At 68.8% G+C, this 22,370-nt stretch carries 14 protein-coding genes; 1 reads left to right on the top strand and 13 read right to left on the bottom strand.

Going from position 1 to position 22,370, the window contains the following annotated elements; translation table 11 throughout:
• Nucleotides 1-8: 8 nt before the first annotated feature.
• The gene (locus tag AC3WQM_RS09135; RefSeq protein WP_492678124.1) at nucleotides 9-6,740 is read right to left on the bottom strand and encodes an autotransporter-associated beta strand repeat-containing protein; all 6,732 of its coding nucleotides are present in this window, start codon (nucleotides 6,738-6,740) and stop codon (nucleotides 9-11) included.
• A 186-nt stretch (nucleotides 6,741-6,926) separates the two neighbouring features.
• Here AC3WQM_RS09135 and AC3WQM_RS09130 point away from each other — a divergent pair, with 186 nt between their 5' ends.
• A complete protein-coding gene (locus tag AC3WQM_RS09130; RefSeq protein WP_139703802.1) occupies nucleotides 6,927-7,517 on the top strand; it encodes a GbsR/MarR family transcriptional regulator in 591 nt (196 codons plus the stop codon).
• Between the two features lie 42 nt (nucleotides 7,518-7,559).
• On the opposite strand, the gene cydX is transcribed toward AC3WQM_RS09130, so the two are convergent.
• The 12 genes from cydX to AC3WQM_RS09070 form a co-directional block, all read right to left on the bottom strand.
• Nucleotides 7,560-7,709: a cytochrome bd-I oxidase subunit CydX gene (cydX, locus tag AC3WQM_RS09125; RefSeq protein ID WP_062475789.1), complete on the bottom strand. Its 150-nt coding sequence runs from the start codon at nucleotides 7,707-7,709 to the stop codon at nucleotides 7,560-7,562.
• Nucleotides 7,710-7,727: 18 nt separating this feature from the next.
• The gene (gene cydB, locus AC3WQM_RS09120; RefSeq protein ID WP_062475791.1) at nucleotides 7,728-8,882 is read right to left on the bottom strand and encodes a cytochrome d ubiquinol oxidase subunit II; all 1,155 of its coding nucleotides are present in this window, start codon (nucleotides 8,880-8,882) and stop codon (nucleotides 7,728-7,730) included.
• Nucleotides 8,879-10,498, bottom strand: coding sequence for a cytochrome ubiquinol oxidase subunit I (locus tag AC3WQM_RS09115; protein ID WP_095744809.1), 1,620 nt, complete (start codon nucleotides 10,496-10,498; stop codon nucleotides 8,879-8,881). The genes cydB and AC3WQM_RS09115 overlap by 4 nt, the downstream gene beginning before the upstream one ends.
• 48 nt (nucleotides 10,499-10,546) lie before the next feature.
• On the bottom strand, nucleotides 10,547-12,259 hold the full coding sequence (gene cydC, locus AC3WQM_RS09110; RefSeq protein WP_492678122.1) for a thiol reductant ABC exporter subunit CydC: 1,713 nt from the start codon (nucleotides 12,257-12,259) through the stop codon (nucleotides 10,547-10,549).
• Nucleotides 12,256-13,953, bottom strand: a complete 1,698-nt coding sequence (gene cydD, locus AC3WQM_RS09105) for a thiol reductant ABC exporter subunit CydD (protein ID WP_492678120.1) — start codon at nucleotides 13,951-13,953, stop codon at nucleotides 12,256-12,258. The genes cydC and cydD overlap by 4 nt, the downstream gene beginning before the upstream one ends.
• Before the next feature lie 156 nt (nucleotides 13,954-14,109).
• Nucleotides 14,110-15,204: an acyltransferase family protein gene (locus AC3WQM_RS09100; protein ID WP_492678118.1), complete on the bottom strand. Its 1,095-nt coding sequence runs from the start codon at nucleotides 15,202-15,204 to the stop codon at nucleotides 14,110-14,112.
• Nucleotides 15,205-15,278: 74 nt separating this feature from the next.
• Nucleotides 15,279-16,241, bottom strand: coding sequence for an NAD(P)H-dependent flavin oxidoreductase (locus AC3WQM_RS09095; protein WP_062482679.1), 963 nt, complete (start codon nucleotides 16,239-16,241; stop codon nucleotides 15,279-15,281).
• Between the two features lie 80 nt (nucleotides 16,242-16,321).
• A complete protein-coding gene (locus AC3WQM_RS09090) occupies nucleotides 16,322-18,112 on the bottom strand; it encodes an acyl-CoA dehydrogenase (RefSeq protein ID WP_492678116.1) in 1,791 nt (596 codons plus the stop codon).
• An 86-nt stretch (nucleotides 18,113-18,198) separates the two neighbouring features.
• Complete coding sequence (locus tag AC3WQM_RS09085) at nucleotides 18,199-19,131, bottom strand: electron transfer flavoprotein subunit alpha/FixB family protein (RefSeq protein ID WP_492678114.1); 933 nt, start codon at nucleotides 19,129-19,131, stop codon at nucleotides 18,199-18,201.
• A gap of 2 nt (nucleotides 19,132-19,133) precedes the next feature.
• Entirely contained in the window at nucleotides 19,134-19,883 is a 750-nt protein-coding gene (locus tag AC3WQM_RS09080) for an electron transfer flavoprotein subunit beta/FixA family protein (protein ID WP_492678112.1), read from the bottom strand.
• A 137-nt stretch (nucleotides 19,884-20,020) separates the two neighbouring features.
• Nucleotides 20,021-21,310 (bottom strand): mechanosensitive ion channel family protein, encoded by a 1,290-nt coding sequence (locus AC3WQM_RS09075; protein ID WP_492678110.1) that lies wholly within the window; start codon nucleotides 21,308-21,310, stop codon nucleotides 20,021-20,023.
• A 39-nt stretch (nucleotides 21,311-21,349) separates the two neighbouring features.
• Complete coding sequence (locus tag AC3WQM_RS09070) at nucleotides 21,350-22,303, bottom strand: histone deacetylase family protein (RefSeq protein ID WP_153284937.1); 954 nt, start codon at nucleotides 22,301-22,303, stop codon at nucleotides 21,350-21,352.
• Nucleotides 22,304-22,370 lie beyond the last annotated feature (67 nt).

The raw sequence follows: 22,370 nt of genomic DNA, 5'->3' as shown, positions 1-22,370 counted from the left end.
CTACCCGCCTACCACTTGACTCGCACGCCGAGCGATCCGTTGATCGAACTCTTCACCTTGGCATCGCCGCCCGACGACCACAGCTTGCCGACTTCGCCGTACAGGCTGGTCGCCTGGCTCAACGCCAGCGTGAAGCCGCCTGCGAGTTCGGTGCTGGTGCCGCCGGTCGGTGCCGCGATGTCGGTCGTGGTCGCGCCGTTCACGAAGCGTGCGATGTCGGTGCCGCTCGACGTCTTGTAGACGTTCAAGCGCCCGTACGGCTGCAGCACGCCCAGGCCGGTGTCGAGCTGGCCCTTGACCCGCACGCCTGCGCGGGCGATCCAGCCGCTGTCGGCCTGGGGCTGCGCGATGGCACCGGCGATGGCCGAGTTGCCCAGGTCCATGTGGTGGTGGATCAGCTGCAGCTGCGGCTCGATGCGCCAGCCGCTGCCGCCGATCGCGAAGGACTGACCCACTTCGATCGAGCCCAGCAAGCTGTTCCCCTTGCCGCCCACGCCCGCGCCAAGCATCGGCTCGACCGTGTAGCGGTGACGGCCCGACTGCACCACGGCATCGGCATAGAAGCCGCTGTCCGCGGTGTAGGTGCCGTACACGCCGACGTACTGGCTGCGCAGGTCGTTGCGGCCCACCGCGAGGTTGCGGATGCCGCTGGCAAAGCCGCTCACACGGGCATCGCCGTCGAGCTGGCCGACGTACAGGCCGGCGCGCCAGTTCGGCGTGGCGAGCAGGTCGGTGCCGGCCTGGAAGCCGGTGAGGCGGCCCTTGCTGGTGGGCGAGACGGTGCCGCCCTGCTGGATGTCGATGTCGGTGGAGAGCACGCGGGCCCAGGCGCGGCGGTCTGATCCCGTCGGTGCGCTCGCGGCGCCCTTCACATCGTCGTCGCCCACGCGCTTGCGCACATCGCCGAGCATCGCGAGGTTGCCCTGGCGCAGCTGGCCCGGCAGCGCGGCGTACAGCGCGGCTTCCGGGCGGTAGGTGACGACGGGCAGGCCCACCGGCTGGCCCGGCGCCACCGCATCGGTGGTGGAGCGCAGGTACCAGTTCTCGCCCGCGCCCTTCGCATCGGCGGCGTGCAGGCGGTACTCGTAGGCGCCTGCGTCGACGTGGCCACCGGCCAGCGAGAAGGCATCCTTGGTGGTCTGCGCGGTGGTGGTCGCGCCGTTCTGTGCGGTGACGACCTCGATGCCGTTGCCGCTCGTGAGCGCGCCAAGGCCGCCAAGGTTGCTGATCTGCACCTGGGTCTTGCCGCTGGCAATTGCCGTGGGGCCATCGAGCACGAGGCGGTCCGAGGGGCCGGTGCCGTTGAGCGTCGTGCTCAGCTTGAGCACGCCGTTGTTGCCAACGTAGGCGCCCTTGACGGTCAGCGTCGTACCTGCGGTCACACCGGCCAGGGACACGGTGCCGCGGTTCGTCAGCGACGCGACGGTCTGATTGAAGCCCGCGAGATCGAGCGTGGCGCCTGCGGCCACGCTGTGGGCCGAAGCAGCGCTCAGCGTGTTCACCGCGCCGGCCTTCAACGTCCCCTGCGCCACGTTCGTCGCACCGGTGTAGGTGTTGGCGCCCGACAGCGTCAGCGTGCCCGTGCCCTGCTTGGTGATGAAGCCACCGCCGCTGATCGCACCGCTCAGCGTGCCGCTGAACGCGCCCGTGTCGATGACCGGGTCGTTGTTGCCGGTGAGCTTGATCGTGTTGGCGATCGTCAGCCCGTTCGCGTTGAAGCCCAGCGTGGTGTCGTCGTCCATCGACAGCGTGCCGGTGCCCAGTGCCTGGCTGTGGCCCACGTTCAGGCGACCCTGGCGCAGGGCCGTGCCGCCGGTGTGGGTGCTCTCGCCCGACAACGTGAGCGCGCCCGTGCCGACCTTGATGAGCGAGCCGCCGACGCCGGAGATCACACCCGAGATTTCCGTGTCGGTGTTCAGGGCGCCCGTTGTCAGCGCCTTGGCGCCAAGCAGCACGCGGCCCGCCCCTTCCAATGCGCCGATGCTCGTACCAGCAGCCGCGAGTCGGGCGATGCGAACCGTGCCGCCCGCCTTGTTCACCACACGCGCCTGAGCGGCCGTCGCGTCGTGCTGAATGTCCAACGTGCCGCGGTCCTCGTTGACGATCGTCGCCTGTCCGGCCGAGCCGTTGTCCCAGAGGTTGGTCCAGCCGCCGGCGAAGTTGGTGATGTGGGCCTTGCCTGCGGTGGCATCGGACGAGACGGTGACTTCGCCACCGCGGTTCTCGATGGTGGCGTTGGCGGCGGTCGCGTTGCCGCGGAATTCGATCGAGCCGGTGGCGCCCGCAACGAGCATCGCGCTGCCGGCCGAGGCGTTGTCCTGGAACTGGACGAAGCCGCCGCTGGCCTGCGGAACATTGCCCGCCGTGATCTGCAGGCTTTCCGCCTGCGCACTGCCGCTGAAAAACAAGCCAGCGCCGCCGCTCACCGACACCGGGCCGGTTCCGACCGCGCCGGTGGCGCCCACGTTCAAACTGCCGCCATCGACCTGCGTGCCGCCCTTGTAGCTGTTGGCCGCGGTGAGCAGCAGCTCGCCGCCGCCGATCTTGCGCAGACTGCCCGCGCCGCTCATCGTGCCCGCAAAGCTGCCGCTGGCCACCTGGTCGAAGACCACCCGGGCGTCGTTGACGATGGCGCCGCGCAGGCTGGTCGTGTCGCCCTGCAGCGCGCCGGCGCGCACGAGCGTTCCGCCGGTGTAGGTGTTGGCGCCCTGGAGGACCAGCGTGCCCAGGTCGTCCTTCGTGAGGCCGCCCGCGCCGCTCAGCACCGACGCGATGGTCGCCTGCATCTGCGCCCCCGAGGCCGTGCCGTCGCCGACCTTGATGACGGTGTTGGCGTTGCCCAGCGTCAGCGCGTCGCCGGTGACGACATAACCGCCGGTGGAGAACTGCGCGCCATCGATGCTGATCGCGCCGCCGGTGTTGTCCACCCGAACCGTGCCGGCCGCGCCGCCGAACAGCGCGAACTGGTTCTGCTTCCAGCCGGTGTTGGTCTTGCCGTTGGCGCCGGTCCAGCTGTCGGACGGGTCGTTGAGGGTGGAGTTGCCGAGGCGCCAGATGCCGGAACCGCCGCTGATCGTGCCGTCGTTGTAGGTGGAAGCGTCGCCGCCCGCGCCGTCCCAGAAACCGAGCGACACGCCCTTGCTGTTGATCAGGTTGATCTCGCCCAGCACGGACGACTGCACGTGCAGGTCGCCGGCCGCCGTGCCCGCGGGCGCCGCGCCGATGCTCAGGCCGTTGTCGATCAGCGAACCGGAGTAGCTGATCAGTCGGTACAACCCGGGTCCGAAGGTGCCGCCGGGCGCCTCCGCCACGTTGAGCGTGCCGTCGAGCACCAGGCCGCCGTTGACCTTGACGAGGTCATTGAGTGGGCCGCCCACCGTGCCCGCCTGGCCCAGTTGGTAGCTCAGGAAGGCACCGGGATCGAAGCGCAGCATGCCCGTGGTCAGCGTGCCGAGGTTGCTGCCCGGTGCGAGCGTCGCGCCGTTGGCGATGGTGACCTGGCCCGCGATGCTGCCGCCGCCGCTGAGCGTGGCGCCGTTCTTGACGAGCACCGGGCCCGTTCCCGTGGCGCTGCCGGTGGTGTTGTTCACGCGCAGCGTGCCGGCGTTGACCTCGGTCGCGCCGGTGTAGATGCTGGCGCCCGTCAGTTCCAGCACCCCCACGCCGTTCTTGGACAGTGTGCCGCTGCCGCTGATGACGCCTGCGTAGCTCAGGCTGTCCGCGCGGTCGAAGACCAGGTCGCCGTCGTTGGCGATATTCCCCGCGATGCTGCCGGTGGTGCCCCCCGCGCCGATCTGCAGGCTGTTGCCGACCACGACGGTGGTGGTGCCCGTGAAGGTGTTGTCGCCGGTCAGGGTCAGCTTGCGCGCACCCTTCTGCAGAAGGCTGCCGGTGCCGCTGATGTTGCCGGCGAAGGTGGTGTCGGCGCTGCGATTGAACACCAGCGCGGCGTTGTTGGCGATGTCGCCGAGGATGCTGCCGCTGTCGCGGATCTCCAGGGTGCCGCTGTCGATGGTCGTGCCGCCGGTGTGCGTGGCGTTGCCGGTGTAGACCAGCGTGCCCGCGCCGGTCTTCGTCACGTTGCCGGTGCCAGTGATGAGGCCTGCGAAGGCCGCATCGTTCGATCGGTTGAAGACCAGTGCCGCGTGGTTGCTGACGTTGCCGGCGATGCTGCCGACCGTGCCGCCATCGCCGATCTGCAGGGTGCCGCTGTCGATGGTGGTGCCACCGGCGTGCGTGGCGTTGCCGGTGTAGACCAGCGTGCCCGTGCCGGTTTTCGTCACGCTGCCGACGCCGCTGATGTGGCCCGCGAAAGCGATGCCGTTGGCGCGGTTGAAGACCAGCGCCGCGTGGTTGGTGACGTCGCCGGTGATGCTGCCGTTGTTGCCGCCGCTGCCGATCTGCAAGGTGCCCGCTCTGACCGTCGTGCCGCCGGTGTAGGTGTTCGGGCCCGAGAGCGTCAAGGTGCCCGAGCCCTCCTTGACCAGCGAGCCCGTGCCGTCGATGCTGCCTGCGAAGGTGGTGCTGGCGTTGGCCGACCCGACGGCCAGGGTGGCGCTGCCCAGCTGAACGGCGCCCCCTGTGCCCGACAGGCTCGATGCACGCAGGTTGAAACTGCCCAGGTCCAGCACGCCGCCAAGCAGGGTGTACGCCGTGTTCTGCGACAGGGCCGATGCGGCGCCGGAGCGCAGCGTGCCGCCGCGAACGGTGGTGCCGCCCTGGTAGGTGTTGTTGCCCGAGAGCGTGACCGTGCCCGTGCCCCATTTCGTCACGCCGCCCGAGCCGCTGATGGCGCCGGAGAAGGTGCTGCTGTCGGTGCGGTCGAAGGCCAGCGTGCCGTTGTTGATCACGTTGCCGATGAGGCTGCCGCCGTCGCCGATCTGCAGCGTCCCCGCGCTGATGGTCGTGCCGCCGGTGTAGGTGCTGGCGCCCGTCAGGGTCAGCGTGGACGCCGTTGTCTTCACGAGCTGACCCGTGCCGGTGATCGCGCCGGAGAAGTTGCCGGACTGCACCGTCGTGGCCTGGGCCGCGCCGGCGCCGGTCCGGGTGTTCAGCGTGCCGGCACCCTGCAGGTTGCCGATGGTGATGGTGTAGCCGTTCAGGTCGAGCGTGGCCCCCGCCTCCACGGTGGTCGACGCCACGTTGGCGAGGATCGTGCCGGCGCGCGCCGTGTCCGACACCTGCAGCGTGCCGCCGGCCACGACGACCGCCGCATTGCTGGTGACGGTGGTGGTGCCGCTGCCCAGGCGCACCGTACCGTTCTCGGCGGCGCTGCCGAAGACGGCGGTCGCCCCGGCGCCCAGCCACAGACTGCCACCGATCCCGAGTGATTTGCCGCCTGCGGCGGCTACCGTGCTGCGCTGGCCGGTCGCGAAGCTCAGGTTGTTGGTCAGGTCGAGGCTCGAGGTGGCGGCCAGCGTGCCGCCGTCGAGCGTGACCGTGCCGGCGCCGAGCGCGCCGGCCGTGCCGATCTGCACCGTGGTGCCTGTCTTGATCGTGGTTCCGCCGGCGTACGTGTTGGGACCGCCCAGCGCCAGCGTGCCGCCACCGTCGACCGTGAGGCTACCGATGCCGAGGATGAGGCCGTCCATGGCCAACTGCGCGGGCGTCGCGCCGCTGCCGTCGACCGTGACCGCGAGGTTGCTCTCAGGCAGGAATCTGCCGGCCAGCCTCCAGTTGCTGCCGCTGACGGCATGGATGCGCGAGAAGCCCTGGAACGCGTCGTCCTCGATGTTCGTACCTTCCAGGCGCAGCGTGTTGCCCGAGCCCTGGGCGACCACGCCGCCGTTGAGCACGGAACCTGTCTGGAGCGTGAGCGAGTTATTGCTGCCGCCCAGCTGGAGCGAATTGGCGCGGGTCATCCCACCGCCCGCGAGGCCGCCGGAAATGATGCCGCTGTTGACGATGGTGAGATGGCTGCCGACGATGCCCGCGCCGCCCTGCGCATGCGCGCCCGTGTGGGTGCCGCCCTGTGCGCCGCCTTCGCCGTTGCCGCCTGCGCCGCCGTAAAACGCGGCGCCGTCACCGAGAGCCAGCCCCGTGCCACCGTTTCCGCCCGCGATCGAGCCGGCGTTGGTGATCGTCACGCCGCCCACAGGCACCACCAGCACGCCCGCGCCGCCCCCGCCACCGGCCCCCGTCAGCAATTGATTGCCCGCGAGCACGTCGCCACCTTTGCCGCCATTGCCACCGACGAGCACCCCAGTCGCCTCGACTTTGAACGACTGGGTGGCGAGCACGCTGCCGCCACCACCACCGCCGCCAGCGCCGCCTCCGACCACCTTGCTATTGAGGACCGCCCCGCCATTGCCGCCACTCCCGGCCCGGATCGTGGCGGTGACTGGCACGGAACCGGTCCGAGCGGAACCGCCGCCACCGCCGCCGCTGCCGTCGGGCACCGGCGGATTCGATGAGGCCGAGGTGCCGTTCTCCCCATCGGCACCGAGACTGCCGCCCGCGGCACCCCCGCCCGATATGTCGCCCTGCCCCCCATGACCGCCTTCACCGGTCGTGCTGCTGCCCGCCGTGCGCCCTGCACCATAGCTGCCGTTGCCAAGGTAGCCCCCTCCGCCCCCATCGCCCCCCGCGAACGACGCCCCGGCCAGCATCAGCAGCGACGCCGCGCCCGCCGCCCGCGCCACCGCCCGGCGGCTCTTCTTGCCGCGGGCGTGGGTGTTCTCGGAAACAGCCACCCAGGCCCCCAACGACGAGTTCCAGAGGCTGCGATGTGCTTTGTTCATGGGGAGAAAAACCTTGAAATGAGAGGCCGGATGCACCAGAAATGGGCAAACCGTCAGGAAACGTTTATTTTTGTAAATAATTTGTTTCTCACCCATCACTGAAACTAGTTATTCATGCACCCCGCGGCCTTGCTGGGTTTTCGGAAACTTCCGTACGTCCAGCAATCCGGCGCGACAATCCGCCGCATGGCTTCCGCACCCGACCTCCCTCCCCTCAACCGCCAGTTCGTCGCCCACTTCGGCGAAATGGGCAGCAAGTGGGGCATCAACCGCACCGTCGGGCAGATCTACGCGCTGATCTTTCTGTCGGAGCGCGCGCTCAACGCCGACGAGATCGCCGAGATGCTGGAGTTCTCGCGCTCCAACGTGAGCATGGGTTTGAAGGAACTGCAGGCCTGGCGCCTCGTGCACCTGCGCCACCACGCGGGCGACCGGCGCGAGTACTTCGAGGCGCCGAAGGACGTGTGGGAAATCTTCCGCGTGCTGGCCGAGGAGCGCCGGCGCCGCGAGATCGAGCCCACGCTCTCGATGCTGCGCAACGCGCTGCTCGAATCGCCCACCAGCGACGCCGAGCGCCACGCGCAGGCCCGCATGCGCGAGATGCACGACCTGATCGACAGGCTGATGAAGTGGTTCGACGACGTGCAGCGCCTGGCGCCCGAGACTGCGATGCAGCTCATGGGCATGGGCGCGACGGTGACGAAGGTGCTGACGCTCAAGGACCGCCTCACGGGCGGTGCGTCGAAGAAGAGCAAGGGCCCCGCGGGCGAAACCTGAGTCGCGCCGCGAGGCTGAGGGAACGGACGGGGCGCTACGCCCTCACAGCCGTTCCTGCCCCTGCGGGGTTTCCGGCGTGCCGAGCTTTTCCTTGCGGATGGCCTCGTCGTCCATCAGTTCATACCACATGGCGTTGAGCACGGCGAAGGCGGCGGCCAGCGGCAGGCCGAGGATCCAGGCGAAGTACCACATATCTTTTTCCTTCCCGTTTCAGTAGGCGTGTCCGCTCTCGTCGCGGATGGCTTGCTCGTCGACCTTGCCCCACAGCACGTGGTAGACCCAGGTGGTGTAGGCCACGATGATCGGGATGAAGATCGCGGTGACCACCAGCATGATGAACAGCGTCAGGTGGCTCGACGACGAATCCCACACCGTGAGGCTGGCGCGCGGGTCGATCGACGAGGGCAGGATGAACGGGAACATCGACGCGCCCACGCTCAGGATGATGCCGGCGATGCCCAGCGCCGCCGTGAGCAGTGCAAACCCCGGCCGGCGCAGCACCAGCCCGAGCAATGCACCCAGCGTGCCGACGAAGCCCGCCGCCGGCGCAGCGATGGTCCAGGGGTGCGCCGCGTAGTTGCCCATCCAGGCGCCGGCATGCAGCTCGACGGTCTTGAGCATCGGGTTCGACGGGCCCACCGCGTCGACCACGCTGCTGATGCGAAAGCCCCCGATGCCCATGGCCAGCCACACGCCGGCCAGCGCGTAGAACACGAGCGTGAGCACCGCCGCGACCATGCCGTAGCTGCGCGCACGCTCGGCCACCGGGCCGGCGGTCTTGAGCAGCAGCCAGGCCGCGCCGTGCATCACCAGCATCGCCACCGACACCAGCCCGCAGAGGATGGCGAAGGGGTTCAGCAGGCCGAAGAAGCTGCCGTCGTAGAAGATGTGCATGTCGGCGCCGAAGCGGAACGGCACGCCCTGCAGCACGTTGCCCACGGCCACGCCGCAGATCAGCGCGGGCACGAAGCCGCTGAAGAACAGCACGCCGTCCCAGCGCGCGCGCCACTGCGGCGACTCGCGCTTGCTGCGGAACTTGAAGGCCACCGGCCGCAGGATGAGCGCCGACAAGATCACGAACATCGCCAGGTAGAAGCCCGAGAACGACACGGCGTACAGCTGCGGCCAGGCCGCAAAGACGGCACCGCCGCCCAGGATGAGCCACACCTGGTTGCCCTCCCACACCGGGCCCACGCTGTTGATGACCACGCGCCGCTCGATGTCGTTGCGCGCCGCGAAGGGCAGCAGCATGCCAGCGCCCAGGTCGAAGCCGTCGGTCACCGCGAAGCCGACCAGCAGCACGCCGATCAGCAGCCACCAGATGAAGCGCAGGGTGTCGTAGTCGAGGAGTGTGTGGAGGATCATGCGGCGCTCCCGGTCGAGGCAGAAGAGGAAGACGTGGCGGCACGCGCCGGCGGAATGTGCGAGCGTGCATCGCCCTCGGTGGGCGCATGCTCGACCTCGGGCCCCTTGCGGATGGCCTTGAGCATCAGCTTCATCTCGATGATGAGCAGCGTGGTGTAGATCGCGATGAAGCCCGCGAGCGTGATCAGCAGCGTCGTCACGCCCAGGTTCGACACGGCCACCGCGGTCGGCAGCACGCCCTCGATCACCCAGGGCTGGCGGCCGAACTCCGCCACCAGCCAGCCGGATTCGATGGCGATCCACGGCAGCGGAATCGCCCACACCGCGACCTTCAGCAGCCAACGGTGGCGGTCGAGCGCGCGGCGCGCCGACAGCACGAAGAAGGTGCCGGTCAGCAGGATCAGCAGCATGCCGATGCCCACCATCACGCGGAACAGCCAGAACAGCGGCGCCACCTGCGGCACGGTGTCCCACGCGGCCTTGGCGATCTGCTCGTCGGTGGCCTGGCGCGGGTCGTCCACGTAGCGCTTGAGCAGCAGCGCGTAGCCCATGTTGATGCCGTTGTCCTCGAAGTCGCCGCGCACGCCCTGCGTGACCTTGTCGGTGCCGCCGGCCTCGCGGATCTTCTGCAGCGCGTCGTAGGCCTTCAGGCCCTCGCGGATGCGGGCCTCGGCGCGCTTCACGAGTTCGTCGATGCCGGGCATCACGGTGTTGAGCGAGCGCGTGCCGATCAGGCCCATCACCGCCGGGATGTGGATCGCGTAGTGCGTCTCGCGCGCCTTCTGGTCGGGGAAGCCGATCACGGTGAAGGCGGCGGGCGCGGGCTGCGTCTCCCACATGCCTTCGATGGCGGCCAGCTTCATCTTCTGGTGTTCGCCCGAGAGGTAGCCGCTCTCGTCGCCGAGCACCGCCACTGACAGCGCGGCGGCCAGGCCGAAGGACGCGGCCACGGTCATCGAGCGCTTGGCCAGCTCGATGTGGCGGCCCTTGAGCAGGTACCACGCCGACACGCCGAGCACGAACACCGCGGCGCACACATAGCCGGCCGACACGGTGTGCACGAACTTGGCCTGCGCCACCGGGTTGGTCAGCACGGCGGCGAAGTCGGTCACTTCCATGCGCATGGTCGCGGGGTTGAAGGCCGCGCCCACGGGGTTCTGCATCCAGCCGTTGGCGATGAGGATCCACAGCGCCGAGAAGTTGGAGCCGATGGCCACGGCCCAGGTGGCCGTGAGGTGGCCCACCTTCGAGAGCTTGTCCCAGCCGAAGAAGAACAGGCCCACGAAGGTCGCTTCCATGAAGAAGGCCATGAGCCCTTCGATGGCCAGCGGCGCGCCGAAGATGTCGCCGACGTAGTGGCTGTAGTAGCTCCAGTTCATGCCGAACTGGAACTCCATCACGATGCCGGTGGCCACGCCCATCGCGAAGTTGATGCCGAACAGCACGCCCCAGAACTTGGTCATGTCGCGCCAGATGACGCGCCCGGTCATCACGTAGACCGTCTCCATGATGGCCAGGATGATCGACAGTCCGAGCGTGAGCGGCACGAACAGGAAGTGGTACAGCGCCGTCACGGCGAACTGCAGGCGCGAGAGCGCGACGATGTCAAGGTCCATGGGGGCTTCCTTTATGTGTTCTGTTCGTTCGGTCGGTACGGGCTCGGGTCAATCGGGGCGCAGGCTGCGCAATGCGGCTTCGAAGGCATCGGTGCCACGGCGCAGGTCGGCGACGATGCGGCCCTGCGCCATGCACACGAGGCGGTCGGCCAGCGCGGCTTCGCGGCGCAGGTGCGTGGCGATCAGCAGCGTGCGCGGGCCGGCCTGCTGCGCCAGGCGCTGCAGCACGTCGTGCGCGGTGGCGGCGTCGAGCGCCTCGGTCGGTTCGTCGAGCAGCCACAGCGGCACGGGCCGCAGCAGCAGCCGCGCGAGCGCGAGCCGGCGCGACTGACCGCCCGACAGGCCGAGGCCGCCTTCGCCCAGGCGCGTGTCGAGGCCGGTGGCCAGCGCGCGCACATCGGCGTCGAGGCCAGCGGCTTGCAGCACGGCCCACAGGCGCTCGTCGCTCGCTTGCGGATCGGCCAGGCGCAGGTTGTCGCGCAGGCTGTCCTGGAAGAGTTCGGTGCGCTGGGTCAGCAGGCAGGTCGGTTGCGCCTGCACCTGACCGGCGCGCGGCGTGAGGTCACCGGCGATCACGGAGAGCAGCGTGGACTTGCCCGCGCCGCTGGCGCCGACCAGCGCGACGCGTTCGCCGGCGTTCAGGTGCAGCGACACGCCGCCGAGCACTTCGACGAGGCTGCCAGGGTGCATGACGGTGAGTTGGTCGATCTGCACGGCTGCCGTCTGCGCGATGCGAGAGGGGCGCGCGCCCTCTTCCACCGACGGGTCCAGACGTGGAGCCAACCGGCGCACGGCCAGCCAGGTGCGTCCGGCATCGAGCGCGCCGCGCCGCAGTGCCGCGAAGGGTTCGGTGGCAGTGAGCGCGATCAGCAACGCGAGCGCCGCGCCGGGGGCCCCGATGACGCCTTCGCTCACCAATGCGCCCACGGCCAGCAGCACGCCGACCAACGTCAAGGTGCCCGCGCTGCCGTAGGCGAAACCAGCAGCGGCTTCGAGCTTGTTCAGCGCGAGGTCCGCCTGCGCGAGGTGGGCGTCGGCATTCATCAGCGCGGCGCGCTGGGCGTCGAGCCGGCCGGCCATCGCGAGATCCGCCTGGCCTGCGACCAGGTCGACGGCCCGCGCGCGCAGCGCTTCCACGGCATGCGCGCGCTGTCGCGCCGGTTGCCGCGCACGCCGCGCGATGAGGAACGCCAGCCCCCAGCCAACGGCGCAGAGCCAGAGCGCGATCGCCACGCCCATCCCCACATGCATGAAGCCGAGCACGATGCCCGCCAGCAGCGCCGCGCCCAGCGCCGCGGCGGCAGGCACGAACAGGCGCAGGTAGAGCGACTCGAGCGCGTCGATGTCGGACGTGAGCCGGAACAGCAGCCGCGCCGGCCGCATGAGCAGGTCGCGCGCGGCCTCGGGGCGGGCCCAGCCTCGGAACAGCCGCACGCGCAGTTCGGCGAGCACGGCGAAGGTGGCGTCGTGCGTGACCAGCCGCTCGCCGTAGCGCGACCCCGTGCGCCCGAGCGCCAGCAGCCGGATGCCGGCCGAGGGCATGAAGACATCGAAGGTGAAGGCCGTGGCCGCATGCAGGCCCGCGAGCGCGGTCGCGGTGATGAACCAGCCCGACAGGCCCAGCAGCGCCATGCCCGCGAGCACGGTGACAGCGGCCAGCAGGCAGCCCAGCAGCAAGGCGCGCGGCTGGGTCGCGAGGAAGGGACGCAGCACGAGGCGCAAGTCGCGCCAGCGGAGGGAATGGGTGGCGTGGCGGCTCATGCGGCCTTCTCCACCAGCGGCTCGGGGCCGAGGTTCACCGTGCGGTCCATGCGCGCGGCCAGCACCGGGTCGTGGGTCGAGACGATCAGCGTCCGGCCGCGGGCGAGCGTCACCAATGCGTCGGCCACGCGCGCGGCGGTGGCGGTGTCGAGGTGGGCCGTGGGCTCGTCGGCCAGGATCAGGTCGGCATGCGGATGCACCGCGACGCGCGCCAGCGCCAGCCGCACGGCCTCGCCGCCCGACAGGCCGCTGCCGCCCTCGCCCAGCGCGGTGCCGGGGTGGGCCTGCGCCACGTCCTCGAGCGCCGCGAAACGCATCGCCTCGGCGACCTCGGGCGCGCCGATGTCGGCACGGCCCAGTGCCACGTTGGCTTCGACCGATCCGGCGAAGACGTGGGGCTTCTGCCCCATCCACGCTGTGCGCTGGCGCAATGCGGCGGCCGTGTGTTCGGTCAGCGGCACGCCGCCGATGGCGATCTCGCCGCGCGTGGCCGGCATCAGCCCGGCCAGCAGCGAGAGCAGCGCGGTCTTGCCCGATCCGCTCGGGCCGGCCAGCGCGACATGCTCGCCGGCGCCGATGCGCAGTTCATATCCGTCGAAGAGCGGCGTCGACTCGCCGGGCCAGGAGAAATGCAGACCGTGGACCGTCACCGCAGGCGCAGCCCCTGCCCCAGCAGCGCCGGTCGCTGCGCGCGTGACCGCGACGCCCGCGCCGGGCAGCGGCAGCGCGCCGCCTTGCAGGTCGTCAAGCGCCTTCAGCGCCGCCTCGCCGGCCGCGCGGTCGTGCCACACCGCCGACAGCTCGCGCAGTGGCTCGAAGAAGGCCGGCGCCAGCAACAGCACGAACAGGCCTTCGCCCAGACTGAGCTGCTGGCCCCAGACGCCGAAACCGAGCGAGCCCAGCAGGTGGAAACCGACGTAGACCGCGACCAGCGCCACGCCCAGCGCGGAGAACAGCTCCAGCACGGCTGACGACAGGAAGGCGATGCGCAGCACCGCCATCGTGCGCTGGCGCAGCGACTGGGCGGAGGCGCCGAGCCGGTCGGCCGTGGCGTCGACCGCGTCGAGCGCGCGCAGCGTGGCCAGGCCGCGCAGGCGGTCGAGCAGGAAGGCATTCATGCCGCCCATCTCGACCATCTGCGCCTCGCTGGCCGCCTTGGCGCGCCAACCGACGATGGCCATGAAGATCGGGATCAGCGGCGCCGCCACCAGCAGCACCAGCGCCGCGGCCCACGAGAACCAGGCCACTGCCGCGAGCAGGAAGAGCGGCACCACCGTCGCGCGCCAGCGTGCGGGCTGGTAGCGCACGAGGTACGGCACCAGCGCCTCGGCCTGTTCGGCGAGCACGCTGGCCGCGAGGCCGGAGGGTGCGCGTTCACGGTCGAGCGGCGAACCGGCCGCCAATGCAGACGCGGTCTGCGCGCGCAAGCTTGTCAATTGCGCACGCGCACGCCCGAAGGTGCGGCGCACGCCCCAGGCTTCGCAGCCCGCGCGCAGCAGGCCGAGCAAGAGGATGCCCACCGCCGGCCACAGCACGGCCGCCATGCCTTCACCATTGGCCAGACCCTGGACCGCCATCGCCAGCAGCGCGGCCTGCGGCAGCCACGCGAGCGCCGCGACGCCTTGCACCACGCTGCCGATGTCGGGCGACGTGAAAGCCTTCAACGGCGATCGTGGCGGCGATGGTTCTGTCATTCCTTGAGTTTGTGTATTTTCAGTATTTACTGAAAGATTCACAATCATACACAACAGGGGCAGTTCGCGCAGACTGCCCGCTCTGAAGCCCGAAGGCAACAGATTTGCAAAGGAATGGGAAGAAAAAGGGCCGCACCGCAGCGGGTGCGGCGCGCTTCAGTACGACACGATGAGGCCGCTGACGAGCAATGCGGCAAAAAGTGTGCATACGCTGCGCAGCGAGGCCGGCCGGGCTTCGACCCCGCGGTACAGCAGCACCGCGGCGCCCACCGACAGGCCGAAGGTCGCGACCATGCCGAGCAGGTCGACCCACGGCCCGTGCGGCCCCAGGCCCGCCACCAGCGCGTTCACGGCGAGCAGCACCGGGAAATGGATCAGAAACAGCGAATACGAAATGCGCCCCAGCTGCTGCAGCGGCACGGCGGCTGCGGGCCAGTGTGCGGGCGACAGCCACTGCCGGCGTTGCGCCACCGCAATGAGCAGCGCAGTCACCAGCGCGATGGCAATGCGGCTGCGCCAATCGATCATGAGCGCGCCCGCCCCCACCAGCGCCAACAGCGCGACGGCGCCGTGCCAGGTGCTGGCACGCGTGGCGCGGCCGACCCAGAAGGCCAGCATGCCGAGCCCGTAGGCGCCGAAGAAATAGAACGCGGTGTCGTCCAGCCGCGCCTGCCGGTTGAACAGCGCGAGCGAGGCCACGGCCACGATGAACACCAGCGCCACCGGCACCCACCGCGCGGCCGAAGCTGGCTGCCGCAGCACGGCGGGAAGCCCGACCAGCGCGAGCGCCAGCGCGAACAGCTGGAAGTCGATGGCGACGTACCAGACGCCGGTCGACAGCGATTCGTAGTTCAGCAGGTCCTGCAGCAGCAGACCGTGCGCCAGCAGTTGGCCGAGGCTCGGCGTGGCCGGCACCACGTCTTCACCGAGCCATGGCCGCACGACATCGGCCACCAGCACGCACACCGTGAGCGCCGCAAGGTACGGCATGACCAGCCGGGCGTAGCGCTGCAGGATGCGCGACACGGGCCGGTCGACACGCAGCACGCCGTCGGGCGCGAGGCTCGCCGTCGCAAGAAAGCCGGCGATCACGAGGAACACCTGCACCGCGAGCCGGCCGTCGTCCGCCAGCCAGCCGAAGAAATCGGGCGCGAGCACCTGCGCGCCCGCCGGCATCGGGCCGTAGCGCGCCAGGTGGTGCCCCACGATCAGCGCACAGGCCAGGCCCTTGACCACGTCCAGCAAAGGCATGCGCCCCTGCCGCGCAGGCACGGCCCCGCCGCCGCCGCTCGCAGCGGAGGTCGATGCCGGTGCGTGCGAACTGTTCAAAGTGCCAATCGCTGTCGTGCTTCCTGGTACTCGCGCTTGAGCTTCTCGATGAAGGCGCCCGCGCTCGCCACTTCGGTGATCGCGCCGATGCCCTGGCCCGAGCCCCAGATGTCTTTCCAGGCCTTGGCCTTGCTGCCTTCCCCGCCGCCGAAGTTCATGGTCGTCACGTCGCCTTCGGGCAGGTTGGCCGGGTCCATGCCGGCCTTGACGATGCTGGGCGCCAGGTAGTTGCCGTGCACGCCGGTGAACAGGCTCGAGTAGACGATGTCGTCCGAGTTGCCGTCCACGATGGCCTGCTTGTACTCCTCGCTCGCGCGCGCCTCTTCGGTCGCGATGAAGGCGGTGCCGATGTAGGCGAAGTCGGCGCCCATGGCCTGCGCCGCGAGCACCGCGCCGCCGGAGGCGATGGAGCCCGACAGCGCGATCGGGCCGTCGAACCACTGGCGGATTTCCTGCACCAGCGCGAACGGGCTCTTCACGCCCGCATGGCCGCCGGCACCGGCCGCCACGGCGATGATGCCGTCGGCGCCCTTCTCGATCGCCTTCTGCGCGAACTTGTTGTTGATGATGTCGTGCAAGGTCACGCCGCCGTAGCTGTGCACCGCGTCGTTCACGTCGGTGCGCGCGCCCAGCGAGGTGATCACGATCGGCACCTTGTACTTCACGACCATCTCCATGTCGTGCTCCAGGCGGTCGTTGCTCTTGTGCACGATCTGGTTGATGGCAAACGGCGCGGCCGGCTTGTCCGGGTTGGCCTTGTTGTAGGCCGCGAGCTCTTCGGTGATCTCGATCAGCCACTCTTCGAGCTGTGCCGCAGGGCGGGCGTTGAGCGCCGGCATCGAGCCGACCACGCCGGCCTTGCATTGCGCGATCACGAGCTTGGGGTTGCTGATGATGAACAGCGGCGAGCCGATGATCGGCAGCGGAAGGTTCGCGAGAACAGAAGGCAGCTTGGACATGTCGTCTCCGGGAAGGGGTTCGGTTTTATAAGAGCAAGGGGCCGCTGCCGCCCGTCAGATGGGCGACAGCGGCAGGTGCGTCAGAACGCCTCGAGCGCCAGCGCCGTGACGCTCTCGGCGCCTTCGACGATGCTGTCGCGAACGCCCGGCACCTTGTTCAGGATGTGCTCGGCGTAGAAGCGCGCGGTGGCGATCTTGGCCTGCATGAAGGCGACGTCGACGTTGTGCGAGGCCTGGTCCTGCGCCACGATGAGCGATCGCGCCAGCTGCCAGCCGGCCACGAGGTTGCCCGCGAGCATGAGGTACGGCACGCTGCCCGAGAACACGGCGTTCGGCGAGGCCTTGGTCTGGCCGGCGACGAAGTCGACCACGTCGATGAACGCGAGGCGCGCGGCGGTCAGGCGCTTGAGGACGGCGGCGGCCGCGGCGCTGCCGCTCTTGGCCAGCTCGGCTTCGGTCTTCTCGATCTGCGCGGCGATCGCCTTGGCGGTCTGGCCGCCGTCGCGTGCGGTCTTGCGGCCCACGAGGTCGTTGGCCTGGATCGCGGTGGTGCCTTCGTAGATCGTGAGGATCTTGGCGTCGCGGTAGTACTGCGCCGCGCCCGTCTCTTCGATGAAGCCCATGCCGCCATGTACCTGCACGCCCAGCGAGGTCACTTCCAGGCTCATCTCGGTGCTGTAGCCCTTCACGAGCGGCACCATGAATTCGTAGAAGGCCTGGTTCTGCTTGCGCGCGTCGGCATCGGGATGGTGGTGCGCGGCGTCGTAGGCGGCGGCGGCCACCGAGGCCATCGCGCGGCAGCCTTCGGTGTAGGCGCGCATCGTCATCAGCATGCGCTTCACGTCCGGGTGGTGAATGATGGGCGCGCTGGCGTTGATCGAGCCATCGACCGGACGGCTCTGCACGCGGTCCTTGGCGTAGGCCACGGCGTGCTGGTAGGCGCGCTCGGCGATCGCGATGCCCTGCATGCCCACGGCGTAGCGGGCCGAGTTCATCATGATGAACATGTACTCGAGGCCACGGTTCTCCTGGCCGACGAGGTAGCCCACCGCGCCGCCGTGGTCGCCGTACTGCAGCACGGCGGTCGGCGATGCCTTGATGCCCATCTTGTGCTCGATGCTCACGCAGTGCACGTCGTTGCGCGCACCCAGCGAACCGTCGGCGTTGACCATGAACTTCGGCACCACGAACAGGCTGATGCCCTTCACGCCTTCGGGCGCGCCGGTCACGCGGGCCAGCACGAGGTGCACGATGTTCTCGGCCATGTCGTGCTCACCGTAGGTGATGAAGATCTTGGTGCCGAACACCTTGTAGGTGCCGTCGGGCTGCGGCTCGGCGCGGCTGCGCACCATGGCCAGGTCGCTGCCGGCCTGCGGCTCGGTGAGGTTCATCGTCCCGGTCCACTGGCCGCTCACGAGTTTCTCGAGGTAGATGGCCTTGAGCTCGTCGGAGCCGGCGGTGAGCAGCGCCTCGATGGCGCCGTCGCTCAGGAGCGGGCACAGCGCGAAGCTCATGTTGGCCGAGTTGAGCATTTCGCCGCAGGCCGCGCCGATGGTCTTGGGCAGGCCCTGGCCGCCGAAGTCCGCCGGATGCTGCAGGCCCTGCCAGCCGCCCGACACGTACTGCGCGAAGGCGTCCTTGAAGCCCTTGCTGGTGGTGACTTCGCCGTCCTTGAAGGACGAGGGGTTGCGGTCGCCTTCGACGTTCAGCGGCGCGACCACGTCCTGGTTGAAGCGCGCGCACTCTTCGAGCACGGCCTGTGCGGTTTCGAGGCCGGCGTCTTCGAAGCCGGGCAGCTTGGCGATCTCGCCGATGTTGGCCAGGTGTTCGATGTCGAACAGCATGTCCTTGAGGGGGGCGGTGTAGCTCATGTCTTCTCTCCAGGGGCCGCGGCGGGGGCGGCAGATGTAAAAAAGGCATCGCGAACGATGCCTTCTGGCTCAATGCGTTGAAGCGATCAGAGCGCCTTCACGAGTTCCGGCACAGCCGTGAACAGGTCGGCCACGAGGCCGTAGTCGGCCACCGAGAAGATCGGGGCTTCTTCGTCCTTGTTGATCGCGACGATGACCTTCGAGTCCTTCATGCCGGCCAGATGCTGGATGGCGCCCGAGATGCCCGCGGCGATGTACAGCTGCGGCGCGACGATCTTGCCCGTCTGGCCCACTTGCCAGTCGTTCGGAGCGTAGCCCGCGTCCACTGCAGCGCGGCTGGCGCCCAGGCCCGCGTTCAGCTTGTCGGCCAGCGGGGCCATCACTTCGGTGAACTTCTCGGCGCTGCCCAGGGCACGACCACCGGAGACGATGATCTTGGCGGCGGTCAGTTCAGGACGCTCGCTCTTCGTGACTTCACGGCCGACGAAGGTCGACTTGCCGCTGTCGGCCACGCCTTCAGCGGTTTCGATCGCTGCGCTGCCACCGGTGGCGGCTGCGGCATCGAAGCCGGTCGTGCGCACGGTGATCACCTTCGTGGCGTCGGTGCTCTGCACGGTGGCAATGGCGTTGCCGGCGTAGATCGGGCGCTCGAACGTATCCGGGCTGTCGACCTTGGTGATGTCGCTGATCTGCGCCACATCGAGCTTGGCAGCCACGCGCGGAGCGACGTTCTTGCCGTTGGCGGTCGAGGGGAACAGGATGTGGCTGTAGTTGCCGGCGATCGCCAGCACTTGGGCGGCAACGTTTTCGGCGAGGTTCTCGGCCAGCGATGCGCTGTCGGCTGCGATCACCTTGGACACGCCAGCGATCTGCGCAGCGGCCTTGGCAGCTTCTGCGGCGTTGGCACCGGCCACGAGGATGTGGACGTCGCCACCGCAAGCCAGGGCTGCGGTCACGGTGTTGAGGGTGGCCGGCTTGATGCTGGCGTGGTCGTGTTCGGCAATAACAAGTGCGGTCATGTTCAGATCACCTTCGCTTCGTTCTTCAGTTTGTCCACCAGCGTTGCAACGTCAGGCACCTTGATGCCGGCGCCGCGCTTGGGCGGCTCGCTGACCTTGAGGGTCTTCAGGCGGGGCTTGACGTCCACGCCCAGGTCTTCGGGCTTGAAGGTGTCCAGCTGCTTCTTCTTGGCCTTCATGATGTTGGGCAGCGTCACGTAGCGCGGCTCGTTCAGGCGCAGGTCGGTCGTGATGACCGCAGGCAGCGTGAGCGTCAGTGTTTCCATGCCGCCGTCGACTTCGCGTGCGACGGTGACCTTGTCGGCTGCGAGGTCGACCTTCGAGGCGAAGGTGGCTTGGGGCAGGTCGGCCAGCGCAGCCAGCATCTGGCCGGTCTGGTTGGCGTCGTCATCGATGGCTTGCTTGCCGAGGATGATGAGAGACGGTTGTTCCTTGTCGACCAGCGCCTTCAGCAGCTTGGCCACGGCCAAGGGCTGCAGCTCTTCGGTGGTCTCGACCAGGATGCCGCGGTCGGCGCCGATGGCCATCGCAGTGCGCAGGGTTTCCTGGCACTTGGCATCGCCGCACGAGACGGCGATGACTTCGGTCACGATGCCCTTTTCCTTCAGCCGAACCGCTTCTTCGACAGCGATTTCGTCGAAGGGGTTCATGCTCATCTTGACGTTGGCAATGTCCACCCCGGTGCCGTCGCTCTTGACGCGCACCTTCACGTTGTAATCGACGACCCGTTTGACAGGCACAAGAACCTTCATTGACTTGACTCCATTGGATTGCAAAAAGGGGGGCTTCGAGAGCAGCCTGCCATTTTAGGACGCCGGCCTTGGCTGCTTCTCCATTCTTCTTGTCGGCCTCGAGGGCCCAAAAAAAGAACGATCGTGCTTTTCCGTGATTATAAAACAGCGGGAGGCGCTGCGGCCACTCCCGCCGGCAAAGATTCCACTCGCAGCACCCGCTGCGGATAGGGAATGTCAATGCGGGCGGCCCGCAGTCCTTCGAGGATGGCGATGTTGATGGCCGAGCGCACGTTGTCCTTGCCCTTGTCTGGGTCGGCGACCCAGAAGTTCAGGCTGAATTCCAGGCCGTCGGGCGCGAAGGTGACCAGGTAGGCGATGGGCGCCGGGTCGGTCATGACACGCGGCTGGGCCTTGGCGGCGTCGCACAGGATGCCCTGCACCTGCGCCACGTCGCTCTCGTAGCCGACCACGATGTTGGTCGTGATGTTGAACTTGCGGTCGGCCAGCGACAGGTTTTCGACCCGGCCGGTGATGAGCGATTCGTTCGGCACGATGGCCTCGCGCCCGTTGCCCGCGCGGATGAGCGTGTAACGCGTCTTGATGTCGGTGATGCGACCTTCGAAAGTGTCGACCTTCACGTTGTCGCCGATGCGGATCGAGCGCTCCAGCAGGATCACGAAACCGCTCACGTAGTTGGCCGCCAGCTTCTGCAGGCCGAAGCCCAGGCCCACGCCGAGCGCGCCGCCCAGCACCGACAGCGCCGTGAGGTCGACCCCCACCGCCGACAGCGCGAACAAGAGGCCGATCAGCAGCAGGAAGGCGCGCACCGCGTTCGACGCCACCTTGCGCATCGACAGGTCGCTCACGGCCTCGCGCAGGATGCGTTTTTCGATGGTGCTGGAGATCCACAGCGCGATCATCAGCACCAGCCCCGCCGACAGCGCGCCCTGGATGATGGTCTGCAGGCTCACGCGGGTTTTGCCGAAGGCCAGCGTGATGTCGTCCAGTTCGGCCAGCACCGGCGGCAGCAGCCCGACGATCCACAGCACGGCGGCGATCCAGGCCAGCCACGAGATGGTGCGCTCGATCAGCCGCACCAGGCTCGAGGTCGGGAACACGGCCCGCAGCACCCGCGCGAACAGCCGGATGACCGCCAGCGACAGGAACACCGGCACGGCGATGCGCAGCACCAGCACCACGGGCAGCAGGTCGAGCGCTAGGCGACGCGCGATGCCGGTGAGCACCAGCGCAAGCAGCGGGAACAGCAGGCCGTCGAAGGTGCGCTCGCCGAACCAGATCGAATCCTTGGGCTGGTCGCGCCCGAACCATTTGCACACCGCCCATGCCACGCCCACGCAGGCCACGAGCACGGCCAGTTCAATGCCCAGGCCGTGCGCGTCGACCTGTCGCAGGCGCTGGAGGAAGTCGTCGAAATTGAAATTCATCGATGAAAGAAACAGGGCGCCCCGCGGGCGCCAACCGGGTTACAGGTCCGCCAGCACGCGGATGTGCGCTTCCACGCTGCGCGCCAGGGCATCGAGGTGGTAGCCGCCCTCGAGCAGCGAGACGATGCGCCCGCGCGCATGGCGCTTGGCGACATCGCGCACGCGGCCGGTGATCCAGGCGAAGTCGTTTTCGTTGAGGCCGAGCTGGCCCAGTTCGTCCTCGCGATGGGCGTCGAAGCCGGCGCTGATGAACACCATCTGCGGCTTGAAGGCGTCGAGCCGGGGCATCCAGATCGCCTCGACCAGCTCGCGCACGTCCATGCCCTTGGTGTAGGCCGGGATCGGCAGGTTGAGCATGTTCGAGGCCGGGTGCTCGGTGCCGCTGTACGGATAGAACGGATGCTGGAAGAACCCGACCATCAGCACGCGCGGGTCGTTCGACAAAATGTTCTCGGTGCCGTTGCCGTGGTGCACGTCGAAATCGACGATGGCCACGCGGTCCAGGCCATGCACCTCGAGCGCGTGCCGCGCGGCGATGGCCACGTTGTTGAAGAAGCAAAAACCCATGGCCTGCTCGCGGCAGGCATGGTGGCCCGGCGGGCGCACGGGGCAGAAGGCGTTCTCGACCTCGCCGGCCATCACGGCATCGGTCGCGGCCACTGCGGCACCGGCAGCGCGGCGCGCGGCCAGCAGGGTGAAGCGGGTGAGTACGGTGTCGGGGTCGACCTGCGCGTGGTCGGGGCCGCCGGCGGGCGCGTCGGCCACGAGGCGCTGCTGCAGTTCCTCGAGGTGTTCGACATGCGCGTGGCTGTGGGCCCGGGTGATCTGTTCCAGCGTGGCCAGGGGCACTTCGCCCCGCGCCAGTGCGTCGCCGACGCCGGTCAGCAGCAGCCGGTCTTCGATGGCATCCAGCCGCTCGGGGCATTCGGGATGCCCGTTGCCCATGTCGTGCTTCCAGAAGTCGCGATGCGTGAAGTAGCCTGTCTTGCCCATCTCTCGCCGTGTCTCGTGTCGTCGCGTCTAGACCTCACACGGCATGGGGCCGCAAGGTCTTACGGTA

It is taken from the genome of Variovorax sp. FW301-JW7, assembly GCF_058788795.1.
Note: the sequence above shows the minus strand (reverse complement) of the source record. Positions and strands in the feature narration are given on the sequence as shown.